Annotated in this window: 22 protein-coding genes; 9 read left to right on the forward strand and 13 right to left on the reverse strand. The window is 42.2% G+C overall.

Annotated elements, in window-relative coordinates; genetic code table 11:
* The first annotated feature begins 55 nt into the window (after positions 1 to 55).
* A complete protein-coding gene (locus G509_RS0106465) occupies positions 56 to 637 on the forward strand; it encodes a leucine-rich repeat domain-containing protein (protein ID WP_026990765.1) in 582 nt (193 codons plus the stop codon).
* A gap of 61 nt (positions 638 to 698) precedes the next feature.
* On the opposite strand, the gene G509_RS0106470 is transcribed toward G509_RS0106465, so the two are convergent.
* Positions 699 to 1,148, reverse strand: a complete 450-nt coding sequence (locus G509_RS0106470; protein WP_026990766.1) for a response regulator — start codon at positions 1,146 to 1,148, stop codon at positions 699 to 701.
* A gap of 162 nt (positions 1,149 to 1,310) precedes the next feature.
* On the opposite strand from G509_RS0106470, the gene G509_RS0106475 reads away from it, so the two are divergent.
* From G509_RS0106475 to G509_RS23710, 6 genes are all read left to right on the forward strand, one after another.
* Positions 1,311 to 1,916 (forward strand): alpha-ketoglutarate-dependent dioxygenase AlkB family protein, encoded by a 606-nt coding sequence (locus tag G509_RS0106475; RefSeq protein ID WP_026990767.1) that lies wholly within the window; start codon positions 1,311 to 1,313, stop codon positions 1,914 to 1,916.
* Positions 1,917 to 2,044: 128 nt separating this feature from the next.
* Positions 2,045 to 2,998 (forward strand): M28 family peptidase, encoded by a 954-nt coding sequence (locus G509_RS0106480; protein WP_026990768.1) that lies wholly within the window; start codon positions 2,045 to 2,047, stop codon positions 2,996 to 2,998.
* 2 nt (positions 2,999 to 3,000) lie between these two features.
* Positions 3,001 to 3,678, forward strand: coding sequence for an SDR family NAD(P)-dependent oxidoreductase (locus tag G509_RS0106485; RefSeq protein WP_026990769.1), 678 nt, complete (start codon positions 3,001 to 3,003; stop codon positions 3,676 to 3,678).
* 12 nt (positions 3,679 to 3,690) lie between these two features.
* Complete coding sequence (locus G509_RS0106490) at positions 3,691 to 4,287, forward strand: SprT-like domain-containing protein (protein ID WP_026990770.1); 597 nt, start codon at positions 3,691 to 3,693, stop codon at positions 4,285 to 4,287.
* A 211-nt stretch (positions 4,288 to 4,498) separates the two neighbouring features.
* Positions 4,499 to 8,266, forward strand: coding sequence for a T9SS type B sorting domain-containing protein (locus G509_RS0106495; RefSeq protein WP_026990771.1), 3,768 nt, complete (start codon positions 4,499 to 4,501; stop codon positions 8,264 to 8,266).
* A 12-nt stretch (positions 8,267 to 8,278) separates the two neighbouring features.
* A complete protein-coding gene (locus G509_RS23710; RefSeq protein WP_081663256.1) occupies positions 8,279 to 11,542 on the forward strand; it encodes a T9SS type B sorting domain-containing protein in 3,264 nt (1,087 codons plus the stop codon).
* A 390-nt stretch (positions 11,543 to 11,932) separates the two neighbouring features.
* Here G509_RS23710 and G509_RS0106505 read toward each other — a convergent pair whose 3' ends face one another.
* The 3 genes from G509_RS0106505 to G509_RS0106515 all read right to left on the reverse strand — a co-directional run bounded on the left by G509_RS0106505 (position 11,933) and on the right by G509_RS0106515 (position 14,412).
* On the reverse strand, positions 11,933 to 12,739 hold the full coding sequence (locus G509_RS0106505; RefSeq protein ID WP_026990773.1) for an ABC transporter ATP-binding protein: 807 nt from the start codon (positions 12,737 to 12,739) through the stop codon (positions 11,933 to 11,935).
* Positions 12,739 to 13,479, reverse strand: coding sequence for an MlaE family ABC transporter permease (locus G509_RS0106510; protein WP_026990774.1), 741 nt, complete (start codon positions 13,477 to 13,479; stop codon positions 12,739 to 12,741). The genes G509_RS0106505 and G509_RS0106510 overlap by 1 nt, the downstream gene beginning before the upstream one ends.
* Positions 13,480 to 13,563: 84 nt before the next feature.
* On the reverse strand, positions 13,564 to 14,412 hold the full coding sequence (locus tag G509_RS0106515; protein WP_026990775.1) for a glycosyltransferase family 2 protein: 849 nt from the start codon (positions 14,410 to 14,412) through the stop codon (positions 13,564 to 13,566).
* Between the two features lie 60 nt (positions 14,413 to 14,472).
* On the opposite strand from G509_RS0106515, the gene G509_RS0106520 reads away from it, so the two are divergent.
* Both G509_RS0106520 and G509_RS0106525 read left to right on the forward strand, forming a co-directional pair.
* The gene (locus G509_RS0106520) at positions 14,473 to 15,342 is read left to right on the forward strand and encodes a glycosyltransferase family 2 protein (protein ID WP_026990776.1); all 870 of its coding nucleotides are present in this window, start codon (positions 14,473 to 14,475) and stop codon (positions 15,340 to 15,342) included.
* Positions 15,342 to 16,814, forward strand: coding sequence for an oligosaccharide flippase family protein (locus tag G509_RS0106525; RefSeq protein ID WP_026990777.1), 1,473 nt, complete (start codon positions 15,342 to 15,344; stop codon positions 16,812 to 16,814). The genes G509_RS0106520 and G509_RS0106525 overlap by 1 nt, the downstream gene beginning before the upstream one ends.
* Positions 16,815 to 16,958: 144 nt before the next feature.
* Here G509_RS0106525 and G509_RS0106530 read toward each other — a convergent pair whose 3' ends face one another.
* The 9 genes from G509_RS0106530 to G509_RS0106580 all read right to left on the reverse strand — a co-directional run bounded on the left by G509_RS0106530 (position 16,959) and on the right by G509_RS0106580 (position 25,567).
* Positions 16,959 to 18,017 (reverse strand): 3-oxoacyl-ACP synthase III family protein, encoded by a 1,059-nt coding sequence (locus G509_RS0106530; protein WP_026990778.1) that lies wholly within the window; start codon positions 18,015 to 18,017, stop codon positions 16,959 to 16,961.
* A gap of 136 nt (positions 18,018 to 18,153) precedes the next feature.
* Complete coding sequence (locus tag G509_RS0106535) at positions 18,154 to 18,525, reverse strand: group III truncated hemoglobin (protein WP_026990779.1); 372 nt, start codon at positions 18,523 to 18,525, stop codon at positions 18,154 to 18,156.
* Between the two features lie 176 nt (positions 18,526 to 18,701).
* Positions 18,702 to 21,551: an aminomethyl-transferring glycine dehydrogenase gene (gene gcvP, locus G509_RS0106545; protein WP_026990780.1), complete on the reverse strand. Its 2,850-nt coding sequence runs from the start codon at positions 21,549 to 21,551 to the stop codon at positions 18,702 to 18,704.
* Between the two features lie 169 nt (positions 21,552 to 21,720).
* On the reverse strand, positions 21,721 to 22,632 hold the full coding sequence (locus G509_RS0106550) for a TIGR01777 family oxidoreductase (RefSeq protein ID WP_026990781.1): 912 nt from the start codon (positions 22,630 to 22,632) through the stop codon (positions 21,721 to 21,723).
* 63 nt (positions 22,633 to 22,695) lie between these two features.
* Complete coding sequence (locus G509_RS0106555; RefSeq protein ID WP_026990782.1) at positions 22,696 to 23,514, reverse strand: hypothetical protein; 819 nt, start codon at positions 23,512 to 23,514, stop codon at positions 22,696 to 22,698.
* A 364-nt stretch (positions 23,515 to 23,878) separates the two neighbouring features.
* Positions 23,879 to 24,280 carry a hypothetical protein gene (locus tag G509_RS23635; protein ID WP_026990784.1) on the reverse strand — a complete coding sequence of 134 codons (402 nt, stop codon included), beginning with the start codon at positions 24,278 to 24,280 and terminating at the stop codon, positions 23,879 to 23,881.
* Positions 24,277 to 24,600 (reverse strand): hypothetical protein, encoded by a 324-nt coding sequence (locus tag G509_RS0106570; protein ID WP_026990785.1) that lies wholly within the window; start codon positions 24,598 to 24,600, stop codon positions 24,277 to 24,279. Before G509_RS0106570 ends, G509_RS23635 begins: the two co-directional genes overlap by 4 nt.
* A gap of 73 nt (positions 24,601 to 24,673) precedes the next feature.
* Positions 24,674 to 25,009 (reverse strand): hypothetical protein, encoded by a 336-nt coding sequence (locus G509_RS0106575; RefSeq protein ID WP_026990786.1) that lies wholly within the window; start codon positions 25,007 to 25,009, stop codon positions 24,674 to 24,676.
* A gap of 54 nt (positions 25,010 to 25,063) precedes the next feature.
* The gene (locus G509_RS0106580) at positions 25,064 to 25,567 is read right to left on the reverse strand and encodes a GbsR/MarR family transcriptional regulator (RefSeq protein ID WP_026990787.1); all 504 of its coding nucleotides are present in this window, start codon (positions 25,565 to 25,567) and stop codon (positions 25,064 to 25,066) included.
* Positions 25,568 to 25,636 lie beyond the last annotated feature (69 nt).

Genomic DNA, 25,636 nt, shown 5'->3' on the forward strand with positions numbered 1-25,636 from the left:
TCAGGACGGGTATTTTGTTTAAAATAAGTATGTTTGTAATTACAAACTACGTGGTATGGGCAGATTTAGAGAATTGTTTTTTGGCGAATTTAATAACCTAAGCAGGGCATTGCTAAAACCTGGGCGGGTAAAGAAATTACGTCTTTCATTTCCTGATAACCTGAATGATCATGGTGCTGAATTTTTAAAATTCACAAAGATACGATCGTTAAATATTCAGACGAACATTTATCATGCGCCTTATCTGCCAAAACAAATCGGGCAGTTAAAAACGCTTACAAAGTTAAGCATCCTCAACGTGCCTTTTGAGGAGTTTCCTGAATGGATACCGGGTTTAACCAATTTAGAATATTTAATGGTACGGGGTTGCGAAATTACAGAGATACCTCCCGGTATTAAAAACCTGCAAAAAATAAAAGTATTGCGTATAGAAAATTGCGAGGTTACCGCATTGCCTGTTCAGCTTGCAGCAATACCAAATCTAAAGTATTTATCGTTAACCGATACCAGGATTAAAAAGTTGGATGTTAGCAGCCTTCCACCCAATCTGGAAACGTTAGGCATTATTATGACATTAATTAATACCGATGAAAAGTTTAGGATAAAAGAACACAAACCTACATTAAAATTTGATTGAGTATTAAAACACAAAAGCCGGCAGAATATGCCGGCTTTTGTGTTTTAACGTATGTTGTGCCTTAACCGTTATAGCCAACGCGGTTGGCAATCTTGGCTACCTTCCAGTATCTGATAATGTCAGACATTAAGAGTTTGTACTCTGCATAGTCGTTAGGCTTTGTAAAATAACCCTGAATAGAAAGTCCGTAGGCTTTTTTCATCAGCTCCACATTATCTCCAGATGTGGTTAAAAAAATGTAGGGTATGCATTTATCATTTAAATCCTGGTCTTCAAATATTTGCTGCCTCAACTTAAAGCCATCCATGCCTGGCATATTAATATCAGAGATAATTAAAAAAGGCGACTCTGATGCAGCTCTCAGATAGCTTAGCACTTTAGAGCTGTCGTCGATCATCACAATTTTATTGTTATAGCCGTTATGCGCCAGTACCTCTACAATTATTTCATTCAAAAACTCCCTGTCTTCGTAATCATCTTCGATTATTATTATATCGCCATTTAAATTCATTCAGTATTGTTTTTTATTCACTGTAAAGATAATAATATTTTTTTATTTACTTATTATGCCCTGTTATGCAGCATAGGCAGCCCTTATAATTTGCCATAAACAAATAATATTCTGCGTAACTTTGCAAAGGTCAGTAGCGTTTAAATCATCAATAAAATAGTAATGGATTTATTTGGTAACGAGGTAACCAGCACCCATAATTTTTTGCCCAAAGACGGTACTGTAAATTATTACGGCAAGCTAATGCCGTTTGATAAAGCCAACCATTACTTAAAAGTGCTGCTTGAAACCATTGAGTGGAAAAACGACGAAGCCGTTATTTTTGGCAAGCACATTATTACCAAACGCAAAGTGGCCTGGTATGGCGAACTTCCGTTTGAGTATACTTACAGCAATACCACCAAACAGGCGCTACCCTGGACGCCCGAACTGTTAGAACTAAAAGCCATTATCGAAGCGCAAACCGGCGAGACATTTAACTCCTGCCTGCTTAACCTATACCACGACGGTACAGAGGGTATGGCGTGGCATAGCGATGGCGAAAAAGACCTTAAAAAGAATGGTGCTATAGGTTCGCTTAGTTTTGGTGCCGAACGCAAATTTGCATTTAAACATAAAGAAACTAAAGAGGTAGTTGCAATGGTGTTAGAGCACGGCAGCCTCCTGGTTATGAAAGACCAGACCCAAACCCACTGGCTGCACCGCCTGCCGCCCACAAAACTGGTTAACAAGCCAAGGGTAAACCTAACGTTTAGGACAATTGTTTAAAATGATGGCATCAGGATTATGAATCCTGCGCTCGTAAAAATAGATGTCTTACGCCCTGCCTCTTCATCTTCTAAAGTAAAACGGTCGTAGCCATTTTTTTATTACTTTAGCTAAGTAAACAAACCTTTATGAAAAGAACATTCCTTCTTCTGGTGGCTTTGGGCTGCTCGGCATTATCGTGTGCACAAAAAACGTCGGCTAAAAATTATAAGGTAGACGAAAAATCGGTGGCGGCAACGCTTAAGTTTTTGTCGGCAGACGAGTTAAAAGGCCGCGAAGCGGGGAGTAAAGGCCTGGAGCAGGCAGCACAATATTTAGAAGATGTTTTTGTAAAAAATGGGGTTAAGCCTTATTTTGCTACGTATAAAGATACGCTTACCAATTTCGAGAAACCTACTTACAATGTAATTGGTTACTTGGAGGGCACCGACCCAAAACTTAAAAATGAGTTTGTGGTTTTTGGTGCACATTACGACCATATTGGTACAGAGCTTAAGGCAGCTGTGGGGGCTGATAGTATTTACAACGGTGCTAACGATGATGCCAGTGGGGTAACTACGGTAAGCGAACTGGTAAACTATTTTGGCAAGACCAAAAACAACAAGCGCAGTATTTTGTTCTGCTATTTTTCGGGGGAAGAGAAAGGCCTTTTGGGTTCGCAAAGCCTTGCGGTAAAGCTAAAGGCGCAAAACTTTAACCTGTATGCAATGCTTAACTTTGAAATGGTGGGCGTAGCCATGAACCGCGATATTATGGCTTACCTTACCGGATACGGAATGAGCACCATGGGCGACAAGATTAACGAATATGCCGGTAAAAAACTTATTGGCTACCTTGATGTGGAGATGAAATACCAGCTGTTCCGCAGGTCAGACAACTACTCATTTTACAACGAATTCCAAAAACCATCGCAAACAATATGTACCTTTGACTTCGAAAATTTTGCCTACTACCACAAGGTAGAAGACGATTTTGAACACATGGATACCAAACACATGACGTTGTTTATACAGGAGATGATTCCGGTTACCGATAAAATGGTAAACTCCAAAACAAACGATATTGTAATGAAGAAAAAATAACAATGAAAAATATTATTATTACCGGTACCAGCAGGGGCATAGGCTATGAGCTTGCCCTTCAGTTTGCTGCTGCCGGGCACAACATACTGGCCATTTCGCGTAAAACGCCACAGGCACTTTTAGAAAATGCTAATATTACATGCCTGCAACTGGACCTTGCCGAAACCCAGAACGCCACCGCTGTAAAAGAGATTGTACAAAATACATGGCACAGTGTAGATATTGTTATACACAATGCCGGGGCTTTGATCTTAAAACCTTTCGGCGAAATTTCTGCCGAAGAATTTGAATACATCTATAAAGTAAACGTATTTGGTGTAGCGGCTTTAAACAGGGCTGTGCTGCCGTTTATGGCTAAGGGCAGCCACGTGGTTACCATAAGCAGTATGGGCGGCGTACAGGGCACCATGAAGTTTGGCGGGCTATCGGCCTATAGCTCCAGCAAAGGGGCGGTAATTACCTTATCAGAACTTTTGGCCGAAGAATACAAAGAGCAGGGTATTGCCTTTAATGTGCTGGCTTTGGGCGCTGTTAATACAGAGATGCTCCAGGAGGCTTTTCCGGGGTATGAGGCTCCGCTTTCGCCTAAGCAAATGGCCGACTATATTTATAATTTTGCCTTAACCGGCAATACTTACTACAACGGTAAGGTGCTACAGGTAAGCAGCACTACGCCATAAATTTTTATAAGTTTGACAGACGTATTAGCACGCTATTTGCCCGAACATGCTGTTGCGCCACTCTTTGAGCTCATAAAGCTGTACGGCGTACACCTAAAAATTGTAAACGACCGCGTTACCCGCCATGGCGATTATCATCGCGATGCCAGCGGGTACCACCGTATTACGGTAAATGCCAGCCTAAACCAATACCGTTTTTTAATTACGCTGGTGCACGAAATTGCCCACCTTGCCGCTTTCGAAAAATTTGGACGCAATATTAAACCCCACGGCGACGAGTGGAAACTTACTTTTCAAAGACTTATGGTACCCTTTATACGGCCCGAGATTTTTCCCGGGCATTTGCTGCCGTTGCTGGCAAGGCATTTCAGGAATCCTAAAGCCAGTAGCGATACCGATGCTACACTGTCTTTGGCGTTAAAGCAGTTTGACGAAAAAACGGATAAAAATTATATTTTCGAAGTTCCGTATGGGGCGTTATTCCGCATACACAACGGCAAGGTCTTTAAAAAAGGGGCACAACGCATAAAACGTTTTGAATGCCAGGAAATAAGTAGCGGCAGGGTGTACCTTTTTAACCCTAATGCCGAGGTAGAATTATTGCCGTAAAATTTGTAATACTTCTTTATTTTAAGATTTTGATTAACAACAACGCAACCTTTTAAGTTTTTTTGCGTCTCCTATATATATGTGGTGTATAAGATGTTAGAAATATCGTTTTCGTAAGTAGGGTATTGGCAGTTATAACTGTTATGTTAAATTTAAGAAAGTTTTTCTTACCCAACTTAAACCACTATATTTATTGCAAAATCTCCCCTATATGAAACAAACTTTACACGCCAAAACGTTTTTTACACTATTGTTTTTCCTGCTCTTTACAGCAACCTCTTTTGCGCAGCTGGCTAACTTTACCCTTACGGCCACCCCAACCCCGCAAACCTGCCTTGGCAATGGTACCCTTACATTTACAGTTACAGGCACCACACCGGGTGCAAGTATAGATTATAACGTGTATTTACTGCCCAATACCACCGTTCCTGTGGCTACCACAACCACCAATAATGTTGTGGGCTTAGTTGCCGGTAACTACCAGGTTGTGGCAACACAATCTTTAGGGGGGCAAACCAATACAAGTACAGCTACTGCAACTATTATAAACAATGTAGTGCTGCTTACTTTTACGCCGGTGCCCACCCATGTGCGTTGTGGTAACGATGGTAAAATAACCGTAAACGTGTTAACGGGCACCGCTGTTTCTTACGAAATTAACGCCGGCCCCGTAACCGCACCCGCACAGGCATCTAACGTATTTAATAACCTGCCAACAGGCCTTTACCAGGTTAGGGTTTTTGATAACTGTGGCGAAGCCGTTGTAGTTAGTGTAACGCTTATACAATTAACCACCAACATTAATATAGATCCTGTAATCTTTCCGGGTGGCGAGCTGCCATCGTGTACTACCATAAATATTCAGCACCATTACTATTGCCTGCCAAGCCAGGATATATTTTTTCCGCTAACGTTTCAGTACACAGTAACACCTCCGGGTGGTGGCACACCAATTATAGTAACACAAACCGTTACAGCCGGTGGAGACGATAACCAAATTGTAAGTACAATACCTTTTTACCATAACCAGCAGTATACCTACAATTTAAAAATTACCGATGCCTGCGGCAACGTCTATACAAAAAACAATAATATTGTAAACCAAAAATTAACGGTGGCGGCTATACCCGCCTACCCAAATTGCGATGACCAGTATTTTCAAGTAATACCTAACAATTATTTTGGGGCATTTACGCTAAACTTTACATCGGCACCGGAAGGTTTTGTGCCTGCCGATTTTAACGATGACTATCCTAATTATGCTAACGGAGATGAAGAGATATTTTTTGGCGGTGCCGGCAATGCTGTACCCAGCGGAAGTTATACTGTTGGCATAACCGATAGCTGTGGGCATACCGCTACATTTACTTTTGAAGTAGATCCGCCGGATGTAAACCCCATTATAACCGTTGTTGCACTTTGTGGCAGTACCACCGGTACTGTAACCATTTTGGTGCCGGGCAGGTTTATAGAAGCTATAGAAATTACGGCAGGCCCTCCGGGTTTTACAGTACCGCAGGATGTGCTTGCTTTTGTTAATGCCTTTGGTGCTTTTGAAATGGCTAACCTGCCACTGGGTACCTATGTTTTTGAATTTACAGATAGCTGTGGCGATGAGTATACCGAGACTATTATTGTACAGCCCGGTAACGGAGGCCCTAATGTTAACGTGGCACAGCACCCTGGCTGTGCAGAGGGAGAAGGATCGGTACGCCTTTCGGCGGAAGCCAGCTTTGAAACCGTAATTATAACACAAACCACAGCGCCGGATTTTAACCAGCAGCTTCCGTTAGATGTATCGGCAAACATTGCTGCTAACGGTGCTTTTTATATGAATTCTTTACCCGCAGGTACCTATACTTTTTTTACTGTAGACGAATGTGGTACCACGCGTACCAAAGATGTAGTTATAGAAGGTTACCACGAACAAATTAATAACTTTACCATAGAACCGCATTGCGGCTCTTTTTACCTTAATGCACAACATTTGTCTAACGGCTACCTTGAGGCGTTTTTTCTTCAAAAATATAATACGGTTACCGGTACATGGGGGCATCCCTACACAGGAGTTGCTTATACAGAGGGTACGTTGCCTGCACTGGCTAACTCGCTTACCATACTTAATAACCAGCTAAATTTAGACATACAGTCTACAGGCCAGTTCAGGGTATTAAAAGTATATTATGTATATAGCAACGGTGTAATAACGGTTAGCCGCTGTATAAAAGAAGTGTATAATTTCGAATTTCTTGGCCTGCCTGTAATTACAAATGTATACGGTTTTCCGTGTACTAATGGCCTTACAGAGGTTATTGTAGAGGTTTTTGGCGTACCGCCGTTTAATTACTCTATTACTACTAAAGATGGCCTTCCGTTTCCTGTAGATAATGGCAGCTCTAACCTTTTTGCCGGCCTTGCCGAAGGTTTATATAATTTCTCGGTTACAGACGATTGCGGCAATATAGTAAACCAGGTGGTAGATATTAGCGAGCTGGACGAATTTGGAATTGAGCAAACCGGCACCTGCGAGGGCGACCCTATAACGCTTGCCATACCAGAGTTCTCGTTTGTTTCGTACCAATGGTATGCACAGGATAACCCCGGTGTAATTTTAAGCACTACAGGTACGTTAACCTTCCCGGCGTATAATTCGGCTACAGATGCCGGTAACTACGTTTTGGTTATAACGTCTACTAATCCTAACTCATGCCTTAACCAGACCCTTATTTATCCGCTATTGCCAAACATACTGCCCAATGCAGGTACAGGCACGGCTGCATCATTTTGTAACGATGGGTCGGTTATAGATCTTTCTACCTACCTTACTGCACCTTTTGATGCCGGCGGTATATGGCAAAATGTTAGCAGTGTTGGTACCCTTACCGGCAGTATGCTAAATACGAGCGGTGTGGCAGCGGGCACTTACGAATTTAAATACATCGTTAGCGGTACCTGTAACCTTTCAGACGATACTACCGTAACAATAACCATAAAAAACATTCCTTCTGCCCCGGTTGTAACACAGGTGGCAAGCTTGTGCGAAGGTGGCAACATACAGCTAATTGCTACAGCGCCAAATGGTGCTATTTACCAGTGGACGGGTCCTAACGGCTTTACATCGTCATTTGCCAGCCCGGTTATAAATAACGCAGGCGTAGCGGCATCGGGCACATATTCGGTTATGGTAACGATAGATGGCTGCCCGTCGCCTTTAGCGTCGGTTGCAGTAAACGTTAAGCCGATACCGCAATTTACATTACAGGGTGCTGCGCAGCTTTGTAATGGGCAGTCTACCGTGCTATCGGTTGTACCTGTTAACTTTACACCAAATCCGTCAATAGTATACACGTGGTATCATAACAGCATTGTACAGCCCGATGCTACCAACGGCGATGTAGAAATATCTGAAACCGGCGTTTATCTTGTTATTGTAAATAACGATGGCTGCACGGCTGCCCAGCAAATAATAGTTTCGCCTAACGATAATGCTTTTGATATAACTGTTGAAGGTGGCTGCGTTAATTACGAATATATTATTAGTGTTACCAACCAGGACGAACTTGGCGATACTGCCCAGTACAGCTGGACAGGCCCCAATAACTTTACATTTAACGGGCCTGAGGCTACCATTACTAATTTTACTACGGGAGATTATATTGTAACAGTTGTAAATGCCGATGGCTGTATAGCCACTGCAACGCTGCCTATAGAAAATACAAGTTGTATTATACCAAAAGGTATATCGCCTAATGCAGATGGCCTTAACGATAGCTTTGATCTTTCTAACCTTGATGTTAGGCACTTAAAGATATTTAATCGCTATGGTTTAAAGGTTTATGAAAAAGCAATGTACCTAAACGAATGGTATGGCCAGTCGGACAAAGGCGACCTGGTTACCGGTACGTATTATTATGTAATAACCCTCTCTGCCGGTAAAGAAGTTACCGGGTGGATATACCTGCAGCGAGAACTGAATTAAGCCCTACACACTATGAAAAAATTATTGTTTCGGTTATGCACAATCCTGTTATTGTGCATAGCCCAAAGCTCTTATGCCCAGTTGGCACCGTTTACTATTGGCGTTACTGCTACACATCAAACCTGTTTAGGCAATGGTTCGTTAAGCTTTACAGTTAACGGCACAACCCCCGGCGCATCTATAGAGTTTGAAGTTTACTTACTGCCCAATACTACTACGCCTGTTACAACTGTTACGGTAAATAATGCCCAAAACCTTGTTGCGGGTAATTATATGGTACTGGCAACCCAAACCTTAAACAATACGTTTAATACTGCCACAGGCAATGCTACCATTATAGATAACATAGTGCCGTTAAGCTATACAGCGGAAGGCACGCTTTGTGGCACTACTGGCACAATAACGGTTAATGTACTATCTGGTACTGCCATTGGCTACGAAATTATTGCCGGCCCTGTACTGGTGGGGCAGCAGGCCTCTAATGTTTTTACCGGCCTGCCGGCAGGGCAGTATCAGGTAAGGGTTTATGATGCCTGTGGCGATGCCTTTGTTACCACAGTGCAATTGCAGACAGCCCTTACGGGTATAGATTTTTTTGGGCAGGAATTTCCGTACGGGCAATTGCCATCGTGCAATACTATAACGGTAAAGCATAGTTTTAGTGCAGTGTTAAACGGAGCACAAATTTTGTGGCCGCTAAATTTCGAGTTTATTGTGCACCCACCCGGCGGGGGTGCTAATGTGGTGGTTACACAACAGGTAGAAATGGGCACTGTGCCACAAATAAACTTACTGTTTACTGAACTGCCTTTTTATAACGATCAGGAATATTCTTATGATGTGGTTATAACCGATGCCTGCGGCAATGAGTTTGCCTATAACGAATTTATAATAAACCGTAAGTTTGATTTTGTGGCAGGGTTAGAAACCGATAGCTGTAATAATTTTTATTTTGGTTTTATAATGGCTAATTACCGTTTGCCGGGTAGTATAGCCTTTACCAACGCGCCTGCCGGTTTTAACCCGGGGGCATACAATACATCGTATCCTGCAATTACTACAGAGGCTCTTATGTATGGGTCAGACAGCAACCCGCTGCCTTACGGCGATTATACCATACAAATTACCGATGCCTGCGGGCGCACAGCTACGCACGATATACAAATTCTGGGCGAAGGCATACCACTGGCCACCGGTAGTGTAGAGCAGGCAACCTGCCAGGGCGTAATATATATAAAAACTGCTTTTAATCGTAATATAGTTTCGGTGCATATTGTGGCGGCTCCTGCCGGATATGCTGTTCCGCAGGATGTATCGTCTTACATAGATGGTTTTGAATTTTTAATTGGCAATATGCCCTTGGGAGATTACGTTCTTGAGCTTGTAGACGAATGCGGAAATTCTCATACTATTCCTGTTAGTATAATTGCCCCGCCTGTAAATTATAATGTTTTTTCGGGGCAGGCCCCGGGATGCAATGTGGGCGAGGGCAGTGTTGTGTTATTTATTACAGGCAATGTATTAGATACGGCATCTATTACGGTAGCGCCGGATGACTTTGGGCAATTGCCTTTTGATGCCTCTGCGGGTATTAGTGAGGATGGCAGCGCTGTTTACCTTAATTCGTTACCCGCCGGAACCTATACTTTTGAGATGACAGATACCTGCGGAAATTTAAGAACCACCACTTTGGAGATTGAAGGGTATGAGATTTTTAATAACAATACCCAGATAATACCCAATTGCGGATCTTTTGATATCGATCTTGAATTTAGCGATAATACGCAGAGCTTACCGGTAACATTTTGGCTGCAAAAATTTAATGAGGTAACCCAGCAGTGGGAAAACCCTTTAACGGGGCAGCCCTTTCCGGGGTTTTTTAGTCCGCAAAATTCGTATCAGCTATTTAATAATCAGTATAATGCCAACAACCCGTTTACAGGCACATTCAGGATCGTTAAGGCTTTTTATGTGCTGCCTAATGGTACTAATTATACTGCTGCGTATTGCACTAACCAAATATATACTTTTACCTATACCGGCAAGCCTCAAATTACGGCTGCCTATGCCTTTCCGTGCGATAACGGCCTTGCCGAGGTAATTATAGAGGCTACAGGCAAAGCACCGTTGCAATACAGTATTACTACAAAAAACGGACAGCCCTTTGTGGTTAATAATGCCGGATCTAATGTGTTTTTAGCGTTAGAAGAGGCTGTTTATAATTTTCAGGTTACAGATGCCTGCAGTAACGTAATTAATATACTGTATGATATTACAACACTAAACCCCTTGGAAATAGAGGGAGATGGCTTTTGTACCGGCGGAATTAGCTATTTAACGGTGCCGCAATATACTTTTTTAACCTACCAGTGGTGGAAGGAAGGTAACCCGGGTACTATATTAAGTACCACTAATACGCTGGATTTTCCTGCTTTTATCCCTCAGGACGATGCCGGTACCTATATGCTGCACATTGTATCTACCACACCGGGCTCTTGTATAGATATGGTACTGCAGTATACAACACCATTACAGGTGCCACAGGCGGGTAATGATGCTACTATTGCCTTTTGCAACCCTGATTTAAGTATCGACCTTTCGGCGTACTTATCGGGCACGTATGATGCCGGTGGCACATGGCAAAATGTAAGCAACGCAGGCACGCTTACAGGCAGTGTATTTGGCACAGCAGCGGTTCCGTCCGGTACCTATGTTTTTAAATATATTGTAAACCGTTGCGATGGTACCGACACCGCACTGATAACGCTGGAAATTGGTAACATTCCGTTTGAGGTTGCAATAGAGGGCAGCTGCACCGGGACCGACTTTGTTTTAGGCATTACTAACCTTGCCTCTTTAACCAATGTTAAAACTATAGTGTGGTCTGGCCCTGCCGGATACAGCTATACCGGTACCGAAGCTGCTATTACAGGCCTTGCTCCGGGCGATTATAAGGTAACCGTTACTAATACAGATGGATGTAAGGGTACGGCAACGCTAAATGTGCCCAATACCGGCTGCACCATAAGCAAAGGTATATCGCCTAACGGAGATGGCCTTAACGACAATTTAAACCTTGCCGGGCTTAACGTTAAATACTTAAAAATATTTAACCGCTATGGCCTGCAGGTGTACGAAAAAGAAAATTACATAGACGAATGGTACGGCCAGTCTAATAAAGGCGACCTTGTTACCGGTACCTATTTTTATGCCATTACCCTTTTAGATGGCAAACAGGTAACGGGCTGGGTATACCTGCAACGCGATATGCACTAACTTACACTACTACTTTTATAGAGAAAGGAGCTTGGGGAAACCCGGGCTCTTTTTGATTTTGGATGTTTTGGCTTTCGTTGAAAGGCAGTCGTAACCTCACCCCAACCCCTCTTTAAAGGATAGGGACAGCTTCACTTAACCGTTTTGGATTGTGTTAAAATATCAGACGATTTCGCAAACTGTACCCGTTACAGGCTCCCCTCTTCTTCGGAGAGGGGTTTGGGGGAGAGGACTAACGGCAATTTTATTATAGAAATCAGTATAACACTATCTCGTTTGCCGCCGCGGTTGTGGCACAACTCGCTGTGCTCTCTTTTCAGGAGCCGATAGCTATCGGGAGGAAGAGAGGACTATTTTACCGGCAGGGCATAAAAAAAGCTTAGGGGTTACCTAAGCTTTATCGTTATTATGGTTGTGGTGGTTGTGATTCTCTTCCTCTTCGGCAAGCAGGCTTTCGCGTACTTTTTTAAACAGGTCAGACGAATACACAAACTCTACGATCGATTTATTCCTGGTTTCCAGTATCTGCTCGTTATCGCCTTCCCACTCTTTAAGTCCGTTTTTTAAGAAGACGATCTTTTCGCCAATCTGTAAAACCGAGTTCATATCGTGGGTGTTGATAACCGTAGTAATGTTATACTCTTTTGTAATTTCCTGCACCAGCTCATCAATAACAATCGATGTTTCTGGGTCAAGGCCGGAGTTGGGCTCATCGCAAAACAAATACTTGGGGTTGTTTACAATGGCACGGGCAATGGCTACCCTTTTTTGCATACCGCCCGATATTTCGTTAGGAAATTTGCGGTTGGCATCTTTAAGGTTAACGCGGTCTAACACCTCGTTTACACGCGATTTTATCTCTTTAGTGCGGTTGTTGGTAAACATACGCAGCGGAAACGCCACATTTTCTTCAACCGTCATCGAGTCAAACAGGGCGCTACCCTGAAAAACCATTCCAATTTCGGTTCGCAATGCCCTTTTTTCATCGGGCGACAGTTGGTCGTATATCCTTCCGTCAAACGAAATGGTACCTGCATCTGGGGTATGTATGCCCAAAAGTGTTTTAAGCATAACGGTTTTACCGCTACCGCTTCGCCCAATAATAAGGTTGGTTTTACCGGACTCAAAAGTGGCCGAAATACCCTTAAGTACTTTACTGTCGCCAAATGATTTTTCAATGTCTTTAATTTCTATCATTAGCTTAGTAGTATTTGGGTTAATAGATAATCGATTAAGATAATTACCACACAGCACCAAACAAATGATGTTGTACTGGCTTTACCTACTTCGAGTGCGCCACCCTTCATGTAAAAGCCATGAAACGATGGTATGGTTGCCAAAACAAACCCAAAAAGGAATGTTTTAATAAATGCGTATGCTATGTGGAACGGTATAAAGCCCGACTGTATACCGGTAATAAATTCGTCGCTCGAAATAAAGCCGCCGTAAACACCGGCTAACCATCCCCCAATGATACCTAAAAATATAGATACCGATATTACGAAAGGGTACAATAACAAAGCAATGATTTTAGGGAAAACAAGGTAGTTAAGCGAGTTAACACCCATAACCTCTAACGCGTCTATTTGCTCTGTAACCCTCATAGTACCAATACTCGATGTTATGTAAGAACCGGCACGACCCGCCATAATAATAGAAATAAAGGTAGGGGAGAACTCTAATATAACCGATTGCCTTGTTGCAAATGCAATAAGCGATTTTGGTATAAGCGGGTTGGTAAGGTTAAGTGCTGTTTGTATGGCAACAACACCTCCTATAAAGAAAGAAATAAAGGCTACTATAGCCATAGATCCTACAATAAGGTCGTCCATTTCCTTAAATATTAAGGGCTTCATAACCACCCATTTGGTTGGTTTGTTAAAAACCTCCTTTAACATAAGGAAATATTTGCCTATCTGGTTTAATATCTTGATCATTTATTAGCGGGGAAAATATTGGCTAATGTACCGATTTGTATTCGGTTTACATTATTAGTTAATAGTTTTTTAATACTTTTCTGCTTAAAAAATCTTGGCTTTCATCTTCTTCCAACGGTAGGCTTTAATAAATTTAGCCTGCTCTGCGGTTACCAAAAGCGGCCTTTTTTCGGCTTTAGCCTTTAAAAAACCTTTAATGTAATCTATAAAAAGCAGCGGCTTGTTTTTGCGCATGGCAAGCTTGGCGCCTGCAATGGTAGTAATTAGCAGCCCATAGCCCAGGGTGTAAAAGGCCTCGCCCTGTTTGTAGCGCGCCGCTTTGTTGTAGTTGGCCCCGGTAGGCTTAAGGTGCTTTACCTTTAGGCGCTCTATGGTAACCACCTGCCAACCGTAAAATTTGGCCAGGAGCTCATCGGCCGTATCCCAGCCCATAGCGGTGCGCAGGCCGCCCATTTGCATAAACAGTGCCTTGCGGTAGGCTTTAAACGCCCCACGTATGTGGTCCTTATCAGTAAGGCTCTCAATAACCCAGTCGCCATTCTTTTCAATATAGGCAAAACCACCCACCATACCTATCTTCTCATCTTTTTTAAACTCGTTTAAAACGGTCTCAAAATAATCAGGGGGTAGTATCAGGTCGGCATCCAGTTTAACTATAATGTCGTAATCTTCGTCAATAGTGGCATAGCCGGCAGTAAAAGCCTGTATAACCTTGCTGCCGGGCATGTGTACGGCATCGCTTTGCTTGTTTACAAGGCTTATCCACGGGTATTTGTGGCTAAAGGCAGTAACTATTGCAGCAGTGCCATCGGTACTGTTATCGTTAACCACAACCGCTCTTGCGGGCAGTAGGGTTTGTGCCGCAAGCGACTCCAGAGTTACGCCCATAAAGGCTTCTTCGTTGTGCGCGGGTATAATGGCGTAGTATTTCATGTTTTTGTGTAGAAGTGCATGCAAATATCTTTATTTTTGCGTTACCGGAAAAGCGAAACCTTGGATAAGACTGTTTTTGTAATTATTGTAACCTACAACGGCGCCCGCTGGATAGATAAGAACATCACTTCGCTGCTGCGTTCCACCTATCCTGTGCGCATTATTGCGGTAGATAATAACAGTACCGATAATTCGGTCGCGCTCCTAAAAAAGTACCCCGAAGTGGAGCTTATCCAGAGCCCCGAAAATTTGGGTTTTGGCAAGGCAAATAATATTGGTATGAAGTGCGCTTTAGAGCTTGGTGCCGATTATCTTTTTTTGCTAAACCAGGATGCGTGGATTTTTGACAAAACTATCGAAAGTCTGACTCTAAAAGTGAAATATCAACCCCTTTTTGGCATTATTAGCCCTATGCATTATGCCGCAAATGAGTTAGATCTGGATGCTGCTTTTGCCACCTATTACAGCCGAAAAACAGACGAAAAGAATAACGTTGCCACTGTGCCGTTTGTAAATGCTGCCGCCTGGCTGGTTAGCCGCGCCTGTATTGAAAAGGTAGGCTACTTTGAACCGCTTTTTGGCCACTACGGCGAAGATAGAAACTACTGTGACAGAGTGCTTTATCATAATTTTTTGATTGGCATTGATGCCGATGCTAAAATTGTGCACGACCGCACCATTACCCGAAATTTTAATAAAGACCTGATACAGAGTAGATTTAAGATACTCTCAACACTTATAAATCCGAACCACAGCTTTGCAAAAGCCTGGTTTTTAGGCTTGAAGGATGTTGCAGGCCTGCCCAAATACTTTACTAAATTTTATGGGATACGGAAGGTTATGAGTTTGTTTTTTAGTCTGTTATGTTATTATATTGCTGCGATTTTTAAGATTGGGAAGCTAATAAACGCCCGTAAAAACGCCCAATAATGGAAAAGGAGAAAGTAGCCCCGTTGCAACAGGTTGTGCTTTATGCTATTATAAATTATGCGGGTACTGCTATTGGTATAATCTCGGCGTTGTTTATTTATCCGCTGGATTTCAGGTTTTTAGGTACGGTTAGGTTTGTAGATAACATATCGCAACTGCTGTTTCCTATCATGGTGCTGGGCGCGAGCCATGCCCTTATAAAATTTTATCCGGCGCTGGATGAGCGCCACCGCAAGCAGCTGTTTAACTATAGTTTGCTGTCGGTCAGTGTTATAAGCCTGCTGGTGTTGGGCGGAATCTTTGGATTTTCTGCAATGGCTGATTATAAGGACAGTATGTTGCTGTACTTTGCGTTTCCGGTAGCGGTGGCCCTTGCATTTGTAGAGCTGTTTAAAAAGCAGGCGCAGGATTTACAGAAAATTGCGGTGCCCACCCTGTACGAAAAGATCTTCCCTAAAATAGCATTACCTGCCATTTTCTTGTTGTTGATAGGTGGTTTTGTGTCTGAATATCAGTCGTTGGCGTTGTATGCTGCCAGCTATGTGCTTATTTTTATACTTACGGGTATCTACCTTTTTAAGCGCTTTAGCCCCGGTTTTAACTACCGTTTTAAAACACTTTTTGGTACTATATCTCGTAAAGACTACTTTAGGTACAGCCTGTACTCATTTGCGGGTTCATTGGGGTCACTACTCGCCTTTAGGATAGATGGTATTATTATCTATAACCTTATCTCTGAGGAGGCTAACGGTATTTTTAGTACAGCTGTAACACTGGCTTCTACCTTGCAGATACCCGCTGTGGGCATGTTTGCTTTGTATGCGCCCATTATTTCTACCTATCTTAAAAACAATAACTTACCCGATCTTAACATCAAATATAAAGAAATTGCCCGCCTGCTCTTTTTTATAGGTGCGGTACTATACAGTTGTATTTTTCTTGGGATAGAAGACCTCTTCCGCATCCTGCCTGCTTATGAGAAGCTAAAAGACACCATCCCAATTATTATTGTGCTGGGCTTTAGTGTATTAATAAATATGGCTACGGGCTTTAATGGCGAAATTATTACCTATTCTAAGTACTATCGCTTTAATCTGGTGGCTATTTTGGTGCTGATATTGCTTAATGTATCGCTTAACCTCTACTTTATTTATTATACCAACACGGGGATTATGGGTGTTGCTTATGCCTCGTTTTTTAGCATGACGTTATTTAACATCTCTAAACTGGTGTTTATCTATAAGAAATTCAGATTATTACCTTTTGATAAAAGCTTTGCCAAGCTTGCAGTGGTGTTTGTATCATCGGGCATCGCAATCTATTTTTTACCGAATTTTGAGTCGCACATCATTAACCTTATCTATAAAACGGGATTGTCTATCCTTATAAATGTTGTTGTGGTTTATAAGCTAAGGCTTGTTTATCAGGTTAATATCTGGGCTGATAAGGTGTTTGCTAAGATTGGCCGGTAATTTAATCGTTTTTAGCTCCGGAGCTCTATTACTCTTGCTTTCAAATTGCTATAAATATGCCGCCCTTTCAGGGCTTTAGCATACGTCAACAAAAAAGCTCCATTATTTCTAATGGAGCTTTTTGTATAAATGGGTGTAGTAAACTTATATTTTGTACACTATAGCATTGATATTCATACCGGCACCAACCGATGCAAACAGTACAATATCGCCTTTGGTAAGCACCTGGTCGTCTAACTGGCCTTTAAGCATAAGGTCGTACAGGGTAGGTATGGTAGCCACACTGCTGTTGCCCAGTTTATGAATGCTCATAGGCATAACACGCTCAGGGGTAACCATATCATGAAGTTTGTAAAAACGGTTCACAATAGCCTCGTCCATCTTTTCGTTGGCCTGGTGTATTAGTATCTTGGTAACATCTTTAATATCTATACCGCTGGTTTCAAGGCACTCTTTCATGGCTTGCGGTACGCGGTTAAGCGCGAATTCGTATATCTTACGTCCGTACATTTTTATGTAACGGATGTCTTCATCATGGTCTTTGTTGTACGAGTTGCCAAAAAACAGTAGATAAGCCTCATCATACGTGTACGATGCTGTTTCGTGGGCCAGTATGCCACCTTCGTCATCCGTGCCTTCAATAATACTGGCGCCGGCACCATCGCTATAGATCATGCTATCCCTGTCGTGCGGGTCTACCACGCGCGATAAAGTCTCAGCACCTATAACAAGGCAGCGTTTAGCCATACCCGATTTTATGTACGATTGTGCCTGTATAACACCCTCAAGCCAGCCCGGGCAGCCAAACAAAATATCGTAAGCTACACATTTTGGGTTCTTTATCCTAAGGCTGTGCTTAACCCTGGCAGCAAGGCTGGGTACCAGGTCGCCTTGTATAGCACCTGCTTTTACATTGCCAAAATTGTGTGCAAAAATTATATAATCAAGTGTTTCCGGATCGATGTTGGCATCTTCTATAGCCCTTTGCGCTGCAAAAAAGGCAATGTCTGATGTTACAAGATCGCTCTCTACATAACGGCGTTCGTCTATACCTGTAATTTGCCTGAATTTATCTGCAACCACCTCGTTAGAATACGTAAGGGGTGCACCTTTCTCGTCTAAAAAAACATGTTGGGCAAAATCAGCATTCGCAACTATACGGTTAGGGATGTAGCTCCCTGATCCGGTGATTTTAATATTCATTTCTCAGAATCTGGATTTGTTTATTTACAGGCTAAATTAATTATAAATAACGTTAAAACAATGCAAAAGTACTATGCTTGCATATAAATTATAATTTGCTCAAATATAAAACATTTGTTCTAATAATATAGCAAAATTATGATGGGTATATTTTTATTTTCATAACTGTAGCGATAGATTGGGCACGCGTCTTAATTTTTTCGGAATTACTGCCTGCAAACAAGGCGTCGGTTGTGTTAAAAAAATGACCCAACCATACATCAAAATGCGCGTTGGTTAGCTTTTCTTTCCCGTTAAGCTCAAGGTGCAGTTGCATAACATTGGTTTTGTAGCCGCCGGTAGCAAAAAGCACCTGCTCCCAAAAACTGACAATATGGGGCAAATGCGCGGCGATATCTGTTTTGGCAACATCGGTAAAAATATAGTTTATGGCAGGGTCGGCCAGGAGCCTGTTATAAAACTCGCTCATAAGCAATTCGAGATCGGCCCTGTTTTCAATGTCTTTCATAATTCAAAATTTATTATTTGTCCTCACCCCAAACCCTCTCCGAATGGAGGGCAGCTACACTCTTACGCTTAGCGTTATCAATAAAGCGAACAATATCCATCGTGACTCCCCTCTCCATTATACAAAGGCTTGGGATAAGGATGTATAAAAAAAGCTGCCCGAAGGCAGCTTTCAAATTAGTTTTCCATGTAAGCCTCAATTGGCGCACAAGAGCAGATAAGGTTACGATCGCCGTAAGCGTCGTCTACCCTGCGTACTCCAGGCCAGAATTTATTTTCGTGAAGATAATCCAGTGGGAATGCCGCTTTTTCGCGGGTGTAAGGTAATACCCAATTATCTGTAGTTAGCATGGCCAGTGTGTGCGGAGAATTTTTTAGCACGTTGTTTTTGTCATCGGCACTTGCCTCATCAATTTCTTTACGGATAGATATCATCGCATCGCAAAAACGGTCAAGTTCCTCAAGGTTTTCACTTTCGGTAGGCTCGATCATTAATGTACCCGCAACGGGGAATGATACTGTTGGCGCGTGGAAACCGTAGTCCATTAAACGCTTGGCAATATCAGTAACCTCGATACCATTCGCTTTAAACGGACGGCATTCTAATATCATTTCGTGGGCAGCACGGTTCATTTCGCCCGTGTATAGCGTGTCGTAATGACCTGCAAGCCTTTCTTTAATATAGTTAGCATTAAGTATAGCGTGGTGTGTAGAGCTGGTTAAGCCTTCTTCGCCAAGCATGGTAATATAACCGTAAGAGATTAGGCAAACTAATGCCGAACCCCAAGGGGCAGCAGAAATTGCTGTAATAGCGCTGTCGCCACCTGTAGTTATCACCGGGTTGGTAGGTAAAAAAGGTACAAGGTGTTTAGCCACGCAAATAGGGCCAACGCCAGGGCCACCACCACCGTGAGGTATAGCAAAGGTTTTGTGCAGGTTAAGGTGGCAAACATCGGCACCAATGTGGCCCGGGTTGGTTAAACCAACCTGTGCGTTCATGTTAGCACCGTCCATATAAACCTGTCCGCCATTTTCGTGTATAATTTTAATAACCTCTATAATAGAAGCCTCGTATACACCGTGGGTAGAAGGGTAGGTAACCATAAGGCAGGCAAGGTTATCTTTATGTAAGATAGCTTTAGCCCTTAGGTCTTCTACATCAATATTTCCGTTTTCGGATGTTTTGGTAACCACAACCTCCATACCGGCCATGTGGGCAGTAGCAGGGTTAGTGCCGTGGGCCGAAGCCGGGATAAGTGCAATGTTACGGTGCTCCTGGCCAATAGATTTTTGGTAAGCACGTATAACCATAAGGCCGGCGTATTCGCCTTGTGCACCACTGTTTGGCTGTAGCGTAGTACCGGCAAAACCCGTAATAACGTTAAGTTGCTCTTCTAATTTTTTAAGCATTATCTGGTAACCTTCCGCCTGCTCAATTGGAGCAAATGGGTGAATGCTGTTCCAGTTAGGGTAGCTTAGCGGCAGCATCTCTGCCGCAGCGTTAAGCTTCATGGTGCACGATCCAAGCGATATCATAGAATGATTAAGGGCAAGGTCTAAACGTTCCAGTTTTTTAATGTAACGCATTAAAGCGGTTTCGCTGTGGTGCTTGTTAAACACATCGTGCTTAAGGAAATCTGATGTCCTGACCAAATTTTCAGGCAGGGCAACCGTTTCGGTAAGCGAGGTAACTTTTTCTGCAGATTTGCCGGTGGCCTCTGCAAAAACAGCAAGAATATCGTTAATATCTTTTATAGACGTGGTCTCGTTAAAAGAGATAGAAACCGTATCGGCATCTACGTAGTAAAAGTTAATTTCTTTAGCTTCGGCAGCAGCCTTAACTTTAGCAGCATCGGCTTTAACTAAAATCGTATCGAAGAACGATGTATTGGTTTGGTAAACGCCCAATTTGTTAAGCGCATCGGCCGTAGTAACGGCGCTTGCGTGTACTTTATCGGCAATGTACTGTAAGCCTTTAGGGCCGTGGTATACTGCATACATACCTGCCATTACAGCAAGCAATACCTGAGCCGTACAAATGTTAGAAGTAGCTTTTTCGCGTTTAATGTGCTGCTCGCGGGTTTGTAACGCCATGCGTAGCGCACGGTTACCGTTAACATCTATAGTAACGCCAATAATCCTGCCCGGCATAGAGCGCTTGTACTCTTCTTTAGTAGCAAAGAAAGCAGCGTGAGGCCCGCCGTAGCCCATTGGTATACCAAAACGCTGGGTAGTACCTACCACAACATCGGCACCCAATTCGCCCGGAGACGTTAGCTTAACAAGGCTTAAAATATCGGCGGCAACAGCAATTTTAATATCTTTTGCTTTTGCATTGGTTATAAACGATGCATAATCGTGCACCTGGCCAAATTTGCCCGGGTACTGAAGTATAGCACCAAAAAATTCGTCAGAAAAATCAAACTCCTCATGGTTGCCTATAACAAGCTCAACACCAATTGGCGTAGAACGTGTTTGAAGAACCGACAGGGTTTGCGGCAGTATCTCTTCAGATACAAAGAATTTAGCTACTTTGTTTTTCTTTTGGTCGCGGGTACGAACATCAAACAAAAGTGCCATAGCCTCTGCAGCCGATGTACCTTCATCCAGCAACGATGCATTGGCAATTTCCATACCTGTAAGCTCAATAACCGTAGTCTGGTAGTTAAGCAGGGCTTCTAAACGGCCTTGTGCAATCTCTGCCTGGTAAGGCGTGTAGGCAGTGTACCATCCCGGGTTTTCGAAAATGTTACGCTGTATAGGTGCCGGTACAATAGCAGGGTGGTAGCCCAAACCAATGTACGACTTGTATATTTTGTTTTTGTTGCCTAACTGTGCTATGTGGTTAAGATACTCATATTCAGTTAACGCAGGCTCAAGGTTTAAAGGGGCCTTAAGTCGGATGTCATCCGGTAGTGTTTCATATATCAATTGGTCGATAGAATCTACACCAATTGTTTTAAACATATGTTGGAGGTCATTCTCCCTCGGGCCAATATGCCTTAAAGCGAAAGCATCTGTTTTCATGTGTGTTGTGCTGTTGTTTTTTAAAGGCACAAAATTAGTTATTTATATTCAAATTAAAATGTTTTTTAGGGGGCGATTTTGTGAATTTTTCAACGCAAATCAGTTGCTATTAGCATATTGATCAATTTTGTAAGATAGCGGCGGTTAAACACGCGGTTTGCTGCTTTTTTTATTGTTTTACAAGCTCTTTTAACGCTTTATCTGCAGTGCTGTATTCAAACAAAAAACCGCTTTGGGTTAGGCGTTTGGGTATAACGTTACGGCTTTTAAGCACCAGCTCGGGTTCGGTGCCAATAATTGCAGCGCCAAACGTTAACAACCCTATTGGGATGTTGATGCCAATTGGTATCTTAACCGCCTGCCTCAGTGCCTTCATAAAGTCGGCGTTGCGAATAGGGGCAGGCGACACCACATTAACCGCACCCTCCATTTTATGGCTGATGATAAACGCCACGGCGCGGGCAAAATCTTCTTCATGAATCCAGCTTACAAACTGGTTGCCGCTGCCCTGGCTTCCGCCGAAGCCTAACTGGGCCAGCCTTTTAAGCGGAACAAATGCCCCGCCATCTTTACCCAGAACTATAGAGGTGCGCAATGCAGTTTGAAGCGTATTTGGCGTATCGGCCTCAAAAAAGGCGCGTTCCCACATTTTGGCAACATTCATCGAAAAGTCGTGGCCAATTTCTCCGGTAGCCTCATCCATCTGCTTATCGGTAGAGTGCCTGTAAATGGTTGCGGTACTTGAGTTTAGCCAATGCTTGGGTGGATTGCTGCACGCATTTATGGCTTTGCCTATAATTACGGTGCTGTCAACCCGCGATGCCATGATCTCGTTCTTATTGGTCTCGGTATACCTACAGTCTACCGACTTACCCGCCAGGTTTATCAACACATCGGCACCCTCCAGTTCGGCTTCCCACCCGGTAAGGGTTTTGGCATCCCAGTTAATGTACCTAACCCCATTCTTGGTAGCCGACTTGCCACGGGTTAGTACCACTATATCATCAATACTATCTTTAAAATGGTTTATAAGTACGTTACCCAGAAAACCGGTTCCGGCAGCTATGATTATTTTTTTCATGATGTTAGTTTTGAGAATATACCAATCGGTATAAAGTTTGTTTGGTATGTTAGAGGCCTATTTTTAAAGACTTAAGATGAGTGCCAATGCAATTATACGATACAGAACCCATGTTAAGCATAAGTAGTGTGGTAATTCCAGAATTTTAACCCTCCTGTAATGTTCTGTAAACATTAAGGCAGCGGTAAGGCCAAACCAACCCAATACTATTATTTGATGGAACGCTATAAATTGGGCAAGCAACAGCATTGGCACCAGCAACAACGACCCCATTATCGATACCGTGATTAAATTGCCAAAGTAATTTATTGATATTTTGGTGTCTTTTTTAATGAAGAACATTCCCTGAAATGCTACCTGGCCGGCAGCAAGCAACAACTCGCGGTTAAAACTGCCCGCGGGCAGCATAGTAATTAACCCGGAATAGTTATAAAGTGCAAAGGCTGTAACCAATGTGGCAAAAATAATATAGGCAATGCGGTAGCTGTAATTAAAATCGGGGACGCATTGCAGCGTAGCATTACTCTTTTTATTTGGTATGATTACTTTACGGTTGTACGATATAAACGAGTATAGTTTTTTAAGCATATAATGTACTGACTTAGTAGTGCCTATTTTTTCTATTATGGGAAAAGAGTTTCCTATAACTTTTAAAAGGCTGTCTATGCCATAAGTTACCGTTTTATTGTGGTTGTCTACAAGGGCAATTTCGTTAGCTGCGCGTTGCACATCTACATACAGCATTTCGCTATTGGTTAACTGGGCATAGGGCTTACGACCGTTGGCGTCCAGCATTCCGGTTTTTATAAAGCCGGTGGTATACACGCTGCATAGCGGGCAGGCATCATCATACAAAAGTGTTTGGTTGGCAAGGGTTTTCATGATTCATGTTGGTTAAAATGTTGATTACTACGATAGGTTACATACACAAAATAGGCCGCAATACACATGGGTACCGGGAAAGCAATCACATTGGTAAGCCCCATATACAAAATATCGCTATAAATAGGATTTTGCAAAATTAATACTAAACAAATAAGATCTGATATTGCCAAAAGCCAATATATAATTAGTAGCCATTGTAAAGATGGGGTTAGTACTTTATAGAACTTTACAGTGATTATTAATGCGATGATAAGCTGCACAGGCCCTAAAATTAATTGGAATAACATGCCTACACTGGGAGATAGGTATAACAGCACATTAAGGCTAAAAGCTATAGAATTTATTATGTGTAATATTCGTATCATCGTTTTATAAGTAAATATTTAGTAATAGAGAAAGTAGTATAGCCAGAATAAAAGGCAATGAACATTGGGAAGACAAACAATACAGAGCAAATAATTATGCCCGGGAGTATCATAAAAAGATTATTTGAATATTTAAAGTCGTAATTTTTTGCTATTGCTGCTCCTATACAAAGAGCTACAATTAAAATAAATGCAGTGAGCACCATAAGCCAGTATTTTTTTAGCATTGCCCTGTGTTTATTGTCCAGTTGGGTTTTATACTTACTGGTTATAATGCTTGCTATTATTAATTGTATAATAGCTAAAGGTATTTGTAATAGCATCCCGAAATAAGGAATAATATATACTACGGTTGTTAAACCCAATGCGACTACGTTTATTTGATGGATACGTTTCATAGCTTCTCCAGCTTTGCTTTAATAAATAGTAAAACAGACATATAGGTTGCTAAAATTGGTGGCATGTACACAACGTTTTCCCAATTGGTTATTATCCAAAGTATAAAGAATAGTGCTACTCCCAGTAAGTAAATAAGGTATATAGGTTTGCCATTAGTTTCTATGCATAGGCCAATACCCACAACTATATGAAAAGCACCGGTAACCATTGTAAGCAGCGCTCCTATCATCCAGACAGACGATGCAAATAGCCACCCTGCAAGCAGCAGGATAGGCGGTATGCCGGTTATAAAATAGTTCATTCGGTTAATGTTTTTCATATTTATTGTTTTAAACTTTCAGAAAAAAATGAAACATTTTTATGCTTTTATATCTGTGAATTAGTTAGGTTAATTAAACTTTAGGCTGGAGTGTTTTTTCTTTTTGCCTTTCAATATAAATAATATAGGTAAGGTACAGGGCCAATGCAGGTGGCAGTGCAAAGATGTAAAAATTGGTGCCTAAAAATTCCCACAGTATAAAGAACAAGCCCGTTATAGCAAAGTAAATGTATAATAAATTACTGCTGTGCTTAGAGAGCATAAACAGTGCAATAATTACCTGTACAGCACCCGTAACAATCGAGGCAAGTGCGGCGTGAATTAAATACTCTTCATCCGTAAGGCCTAAAAGGCCGAATAAGATAGGGCCAATAACTACAATAAAATTAATAATGCTCGCTGCTTTCATGGTTGGGAGGTCTTTAAACTTTCAAAAATAATTGAAATATACAGATAAATTTTTTTACTTCATAATTTTAACCACCAGCCTTGCCAGCCAGTTGTCTTTAAATTCGGTTACTTTTTCCAGCATATTATCGGCTTTAAGTACAAAGTCGTACAGCTTGGTGGTTTGCTCTGTAAAATGTTTGGCTTCTGCCGATGTGCCCCCAACCGATGTAGATACTTCTTTTAGCACCTTAAGTGCCGGTTTAATTTCGCGTTTGCTGCGTTCCTGGGCAATTTTAACGGCCAGTTCGTCCAGGTCTTTTTCCGATGTAAAAAACTCACGTCGTTCGCCGGGCTTATACTCTTTGTAAATAATACCCCAATCCATTAAAGCCCTAAGGTTCATGCTGGCATTGCCGCGCGATATTTGCAGCTCTTCCATAATGTCTTCCATGCTCAGTGGCTCGGGTGCTATCATAAGCAGGGCGTGTATCTGGGCCATCGTTTTATTTATGCCCCATTGCGAACCCAGTGCCCCCCAAGTTTGTACAAACTTATTTTTTGCTTCGCTAAATTCCATACATCAAATGTATAACATCTTATTGAACTTTCAAAAATAAATGAAACTTATTTTTACTGGAATTTTGTA

Source organism: Flavobacterium subsaxonicum WB 4.1-42 = DSM 21790 (assembly GCF_000422725.1).
Taxonomy (GTDB): Bacteria; Bacteroidota; Bacteroidia; order Flavobacteriales; family Flavobacteriaceae; genus Flavobacterium; species Flavobacterium subsaxonicum.